The following is a 7,085-nucleotide window of genomic DNA, read 5'->3' on the forward strand; positions in this document are numbered from 1 at the left end:
GTCAATCAGCAATCTTGAAAACGATCTGTAGAAAATCCGGACGCTCCGTCACCAGATGATGGATGAAGGCGGGCGCTTCTTCCATCGGTACGACATGGGTAATCATCTGGGCCTTGATCTCATTCCCGCGCGCGTGCAGCAGTTTGACCGTCTCTCCCGCGAGGCGGGCCTTGTCCCAGGCGAAGCTCAGACAGCGCGGCACGCGGTTGATCTGGGCACAGCGCAGGTTGAGGCCATTGTGATGAAATTCTTCGCCCAGCCGAAGGTCCGGCGATCCGCCCTGATAGAACGCGAGGTCGATGACCGTTCCCTGCGGCCGCAATGCCTGCATGGCGGCGTGAAGGGAGGCGTTATCGGCACGGGTCTGGAACACTATGTCGGCGCCACGATCGTCCCCGCCGTGCAACCAGCGCACCTTGGCATGATTCCACGCCTGATCCTGCGTCATTGCCGTCATGCCAAGGCATGTGGCACGCAACCGGCGAAAGGGGGAAGGATCGGAGATCACCACTTCGCTCGCACCTGCCTGCTGCGCAAAGAGTGCGACCAGCAGGCCAACGACGCCCGCGCCGATCACTAAGACCGGACGACCGGCAAGGCTGGCGCCCAGGCTTGTCGCAGATCGCCCCAGCAGTTCTGCATCGGCATGGAGGATGCCATTCGCCGCGATCGGGCCCATCTGCCCGACATAGATACCAAGTATCGCGTCAATGTCCGGCGGCAGCTTGGTCAACAGGTCGTGGAAGGGATTGGCGGTGTGGCCGGACTTGTGGCCGTAGACTGCGCCGACCTCGTCGCCCGGGGCGAAATCCGCGACAGCGCTCTCACTGACCAGCGCACTTTCCATATAGCCCAGAAATGGCACCGGAAAATGCTGCTGCGGTTCGCCGGTTACGAACACCCCGCGCCCGCCATCCCAGCGCGCGTGGAGATAGGGGTTGCTGCCTTTGATGAAGGTCAGTTCGGTCCCGGCCGAAAAGCCCGTATAGAGCGTATCAAGCCGCACCTGCCCCGGTTCGAGCGGCCCTTCATCATAGCCATGCAGATAGGCAGCACCCGGCCGATCCACGCCAAGCGCACGAATATGCCGTCCCTCAGACATGCTCGACCTGCCTTGCCGGTGCGAAGGTCACGGGAAAGCCGGACCTCGCGGACTCGACCACAGCGAGCGCCAGCCTATGGGTCGCGAGCGCCTCGGCATAGGGGCAGCGAATGCAGTTCTCCTTGCCTTGCACCGCGTGAATGAAGTCACGATCCTCCTGCCAGACAGGATCGCCCTGCGCGCCGCGCACCGGGCGGCCTCGGCCCACATCGATCATTACGTCGCGATCAGTCAGTTCGATCGCGAGCCGATCGGCAAACAGATGCAGGCCGACACGATGGTTCCACCCCAGCAGGCAGGTCGAAGCGAAGTTGGCGATCGCGCCATTGGCGAACAACAGGCTGGCGCTGCTCACCGTGGGCACGTCCAACCCCGGAAACTCTTCGCGCGTGCTGTGCCCGGCAAGCCCATAGGCACGCACCACGTCGCCGCAGAGGTAACGAGCGAGGTCCAAAAGATGCGTCACCTGCTCCACCATCTGGCCGCCCGACTGGTTGGCATGCCACCACCAGACCGGCGGCGGCGTCGAATCGAGCCAGTAGCCCGACAGCAGCCGGGCTGGATTGTGCGCTAAATGGCCGCGCACCTCGTCGAGCGTGTCGAGATAGCGCCAATGATAGCCTACGGCCGTGACCAGACCCGCCGCATCGACCCGCGCCGCAATGTCCTCGGCGGTCTCCAGATCGAGCGCCACCGGCTTTTCCACAAAGAAGGGAAGGCCGCGCGCGATCATCGATCGCTCTGGCGCGCCATGGGCAAAGGGCGGCACGCAGATATAGACAGCATCAAGGTCGAGCGCGTCCAGCATCTCGTCGGCATCGACGAAGGACCGCGCACCGAAGCGGGCCGCCGCCTCGGCGGAGCGATCCGGATCGACATCCGCGATGCCGACGATCGCGACATCGTCAAATTGATCGAGGACGCTGAAATGGCGATGGGCAATGCTACCCGCGCCGATAAATCCTATGCGCGTCATAGTCTTGCCCCGTGGTTCGTTTGCGTTGAACGTCTGTTCGTACAAGGCTCTGATCTCACCAATCATCCGGTCGGCGCCGAAGAGTTGGTGCTGCCGCTCGCTCGCCGCCACCGCCACGCGCGCCAACCTGTCGGGGTCGACGATCGCGTCAATAACACTGTCGGCAAAAGCGGCGGCATCGCCCGCCGGGGCGAGCCAACCGCTGATCCCCGGCTCGATCAGTTCGACATTGCCGGGCGCATCGGTCGCGACGATAGGCAGACCTGCTGCCATCGCCTCGAGCGCGACGAGCGAGAGACCTTCGAACCGGGAAGGCAGAACCAGGAGATCTGCACATGCCATCAGGTCCGGCAGGTCGTCACGCCCCCCAAGCATGCGTATGCTCCCGGCCAGGCCAAGCTTGGCGATCTGCGTCGCTGTGGGGATCAACAACGGCCCCTCCCCCGCCAGCAGCACGACCGTATCTGGCTGCGCGCGCAAGATCGCAGGCATCGCCTGGAGCAGCAACGCATGATCCTTCTGCGGCGCGAACCGGCCTGCCATCAGCAGGACGGGCCGATCCTCCAGCAACCAAAGTCGGCGCAGCGCATCGCGCGTCAGCGAAGGCGTGCGGCGATCGACGCCATTTGCGATTGTGGCCAACAGGACATCCGGCACGCCCGCTACCCGATAACTTTGCGCAACCGCGTCCGAGACGCAAATGACGCGATCGACATTGTTCAGCCCTTCCCGATAGGCCGCGCGCTGGTCCGGATCGGTCAACAGATAGGGAAGATGTTCGGTGCGAAGCACCGCCGCCCGCCTCTCCCGCGCTGCCCGGGCGATGCCATGCCCTTCCCAGCCAATGCCAGCATGAATATGGACCAGATCAGGCTGGTTTTTATCGAACCATCGACCCAGCCCCTCGGCATCGGCCGGATCGAGCGCCTTGACGACCAGCCCGGCCGCTTGCGCCCGTGCCAGCAGCGACGTTCCGCGCGGGGTGGCTATGGTGACGTCATTGTCGACTCCCAGTCCCTGCGCCAGCGTCAGCATATGCTGGCCGACGCCGGACGGTTCGGGGCTTTCGGTGATCAGGCAGATCCGCCGCCGGGCAGCGCTCACGCGATTAAAACCTGGGCGAGCCGGGGCTTGAGACGCCGGTAGGTGGCAAGTGCCTGGCCGACGACCTGATCCATATTATAATATTTATATGTGGCCAGCCGGCCGACAAAGCTTACGTCGGGCAGTGCTTCGGCAAGCGCACGGTAGCGCAGATACAGCGCTTGATTGTCTTCGCACGGGATCGGATAATAAGGATCGCCTTCAGCCTGCGGGAATTCATAGGTAATGCTGGTGCGCGAATGCTGCTGGCCGGTCAGATGCTTATATTCGGTGATCCTTGTGTGCAGTGTCGCCTCGTCGGGAAAATTGACGACCGCGACCTTCTGTAGCCACGGCTGATCGAGCGTCTCATGCTGGAAGCGCAAACTGCGGTAAGGCAGGTGGCCGTAGCGATGGTCGAAATATTCGTCCACTGGGCCGGTGAAGACAGTGTGCGATGCCGTGACGCCGAGCGCGCGGTGATCGACCCCCGTCTCGATGGTGATGTTGGGATGATCGAGCATCGCCTCGAACATCGCGGTATAGCCGTGAAGCGGCATCGCCTGATGCTTGTCGAGGAAATAGCGATCGTCGGTCGAGGTACGGGTGGGCACGCGCGCCGTCACCGACTTGTCGAGCGCCGAAGGATCGAGTCCCCACTGCTTGCGCGTATAGCCCCGGAAAAAGGTCTCATAGAGCTCCTGCCCGATAGCGGCGACCACCACATCCTCGGACGTCCTGATCTCCCGTGTCTCGGCGCGCGCAGCCAGAAACGCTGCCGCCGCCGCTTCGTCCTGGAGGTCCAGATCATACAATCCGTTCAGCGTCGTGCGGTTGATCGGCATAGGGAGATGCCTGCCCGCGACATGGGCTAGTACGCGATGCTCATAGGGGCGCCATTGGGTAAAACGAGAGAGATAGGCGAATACCTCGTCGCTGTTGGTATGGAAGATATGAGGCCCGTAGCGATGGACCAGAACGCCAGCAGCATCATGATGATCATAGGCATTACCTCCAATATGATCCCGCCGGTCGATGATGAGGACGCGCTGGCCCAAGTCGCGCGCGAACCGCTCGGCCAGCACCGCCCCGGCAAAGCCCGCGCCGACGACCAGCACATCATAGTCCGGCTGGCGCCCTGTCGGCCGAACAAAGGGCGGTTCGACATGGTCGTTGGCCACGACCAGCGTCGGCGCCGTCGACCGCGTCGGCGCCGACGCGATCTCGGCCTTCATCGCAGCATAGGTCCGGTCCCAGCTATGGTCGGCCAGCAGCGCGTCGGCCGCGTCGCGCCACGATCCGGAAGGCGGCAGGGCGAGCGCCGCCGCGCAGGCGTCGATGAAGGCATCGGCCCCATCGGCGATCGCGACACCTTCGACATCGCCATAGTGTCGAACGACATCGACGATCGGGGTGGACACCACCGGACAGCCCGCCGCCAGATATTCCGGCGTCTTGGTCGGGCTGATAAATCGTGTCGACTCGTTAATGGCAAACGGCATCAGCGCGACATCCCAACCAGATAGATAGGCCGGCAGGTCGCCATAGGCGCGCGATCCCAGCCAGTGGATGTTGGGCCGCCGGGGCAAGCTAGCTGCGTCGATCTTGGCCACCGGCCCCACCATGACCAGTTGCCAGTCGGGACGGGCTGCGGCGACCGCGTCGATCAACACTAGATCAATGCGCTCATCGATGACGCCGTAGAAGCCGAGGCGCGGCCCGGCAATCCCGACCTGGTCGGCCGGCTCCGTACCGCCGTTCCGCGCCGCTGCAAAATGCCGCGTGTCGACCGCCGACGGGAAAGGATGGATGAAGGGGTGCGCGGACCGTTTCGCCTCATACAGGCTGTATCCCCCGGTGAACATGACCTCCGCCTTGGCGATCAATTCGGCTTCGCGTTCGAACAGCAAGGGGTCGGCGAAGCGAAAGGCCGACAGTTCGTCCATGCATCATAGACGATCGTCTGCGCCTTCACCTGGCGCGCGATGCCGAACATCATCGGCGTATAGAACCACAGGACCGGGGTCGTGCGCACCGATGTCGCGATCAGCATGGCCAGCAGTTCGGCCAGAGCCTTCTCGCGCGCAGCCGCGCCCCACCAGTGCGGTACGCGCGGACGCAGCGCGATCATTTTGTCTGCCGGGAAGGGATGATATTCCAGATAGGGGATGGGATGATCGCATGGGATCGCCTCCTCCCAATAGAAAACGACGCGCTCTGCGGCGAAGCGACGCATGAGATGCTGGGGCCTTTGGGTGACGAAATCCCAGCGAAGGTGGGAAAAGCAAATGAGCGGTGCCGGATCGGCCTCTGCTAACTGCCGTGGTTCAGCGGTGGAGATAAAAAGTTCCGCGTTCAGTCCGTCCACCCTGAAATCCCCGTGTTGCTGGTGGGTTGCCAACGCGGAGAGGGCAGGCTTGATCCTGTAAGCCAGCAGTTTATCGTATTGAGCGAAGTTAAGTCGGCCTGATTTTGGCCGTACGGGCCGTGTAGATAAGTAGCTTTAGTTTCTCGACCGAATGCGGCCAGGTCCAGCGGGCAAGAACCGCGGCGCGCGGGCTGAACGATCCGTGATCCGCCCGCATCGCAACGATCGCATCGGCAAAGTCCGGGGGCGCCGCGATACGTCCCGTCTCCCCCAGAATATACTGCTGTCCGCAAACGAGTTCGGCATTGGCGAGGACGGGCAGGCCAGCCAGCATATATTCGGTCAGGATTGCTGGCGCCCCGTCGTCTCGTCCGCACACGACGCCGAATTTGGCGCGGTTCATCAGGCGATTGACCGCCGCATAGCCGCACCCCGGCGGACCGACGCAATCTACGGCAAGCCCGCGCGTCGCGGCTTCCGCCCGAATCGCATCCGCCAGTTCGCCATAGCCGAACAAGCAGAGCGCCCGTACGTCGCGCGGACATGCAGCGAGCGCGTCCAGCAACAGGTCGTGGCGCTTATAGAACTGGGCAGCCGCCACGTAGATGAGGTCATAGTCCTTCTCCAGCCCGAGCGGTTCAAATTGCTGTTCGCTCGCGAATTCCGGTCCGATCGGCAGGATCGCGGTGGCCATCCCGGGATGGCGTGCCTGCACGATGTCGGACTGCCATTGCGCGCCGGTCAGAATGATGTCGAACCTGGCACTGACGGCCTCGGGCACGCGCAGCGCTGGCGCATCAATCGAATTATAGATACGCACGCTATTGGCGCAGGCCTCGAGCAGCGCGGCATCAACGCCCAGGCCGAGGACGATCAGGATGTGCGGCGCGCCATGCGCCGCCAGCAGATCGAGCATGGCCGCCGACCGGAAGGGCGCATCAGGCCCGTCGACCGGGACACCGCGATAGGCAAGCCGCGGACTTGCTCGGCGCAACGAGCGGCCGCCGCCCGAAACATGGTGCCATATCTCCGCCTGTTCGACCAATCCGGCCGCGATACAAGCCAGTGGCAACCGTTCAAGATAGCTGCCCCGGACGGTCGGCGCCGGCGCTGCTGAGCCGCCTTCCCATGGGGTATCATCGGTTGTCCATGCCGCGCCCGGCGTATCGCAATATTCAAGCCGGTCGCTGATCACAAGGATCGAGGGGCGCTTGGACAGGGGAAGGATCTTCACAAAAAAGCCTTTACAGCAGCGGGCATGCTGCCTCTAGGGAGCGCTCGATCGGTCGATCCGTTCCGCAGCAGTGTGTGTGCAATCGGTATGAGGCGATCTGTCGTGACGTTCGCGATAATCGCGCAGCCAAATGCCGCGTTAGAGAGGCATTCTGTCTTGGGAAAGGCAGCTTACCCAAATTCGCGTTCCGAAGCGGACTGACCGAAAAGTTGTTGATTAATTGATTCCTGCATTGCGCTTCCTTTTTCCCGCTCGCCAATGGTTGTCTTCGAGGTCATCGGACAGCTGTGGTTGCTGTTCGTCCGAGCCTTCATGATCGCGG

General features: G+C 63.0%; 5 protein-coding genes. All 5 read right to left on the minus strand.

What is annotated here, in order from left to right:
- Nucleotide 1 precedes the first annotated feature (1 nt).
- Complete coding sequence (locus tag PMI02_RS27785; RefSeq protein ID WP_007687265.1) at nucleotides 2-1,102, minus strand: zinc-binding alcohol dehydrogenase; 1,101 nt, start codon at nucleotides 1,100-1,102, stop codon at nucleotides 2-4.
- On the minus strand, nucleotides 1,095-3,182 hold the full coding sequence (locus PMI02_RS27790) for a glycosyltransferase (protein ID WP_007687266.1): 2,088 nt from the start codon (nucleotides 3,180-3,182) through the stop codon (nucleotides 1,095-1,097). Before PMI02_RS27790 ends, PMI02_RS27785 begins: the two co-directional genes overlap by 8 nt.
- Nucleotides 3,179-5,107: a UDP-galactopyranose mutase gene (gene glf / locus PMI02_RS22395; protein ID WP_238539141.1), complete on the minus strand. Its 1,929-nt coding sequence runs from the start codon at nucleotides 5,105-5,107 to the stop codon at nucleotides 3,179-3,181. The genes PMI02_RS27790 and glf overlap by 4 nt, the downstream gene beginning before the upstream one ends.
- Nucleotides 5,044-5,529: a hypothetical protein gene (locus tag PMI02_RS28095; protein WP_238539142.1), complete on the minus strand. Its 486-nt coding sequence runs from the start codon at nucleotides 5,527-5,529 to the stop codon at nucleotides 5,044-5,046. Before PMI02_RS28095 ends, glf begins: the two co-directional genes overlap by 64 nt.
- 88 nt (nucleotides 5,530-5,617) lie before the next feature.
- The gene (locus PMI02_RS22400; protein ID WP_202948645.1) at nucleotides 5,618-6,763 is read right to left on the minus strand and encodes a glycosyltransferase; all 1,146 of its coding nucleotides are present in this window, start codon (nucleotides 6,761-6,763) and stop codon (nucleotides 5,618-5,620) included.
- Between the last annotated feature and the right edge of the window lie 322 nt (nucleotides 6,764-7,085).

This window comes from Novosphingobium sp. AP12 (genome assembly GCF_000281975.1).
Taxonomy (GTDB): Bacteria; Pseudomonadota; Alphaproteobacteria; order Sphingomonadales; family Sphingomonadaceae; genus Novosphingobium.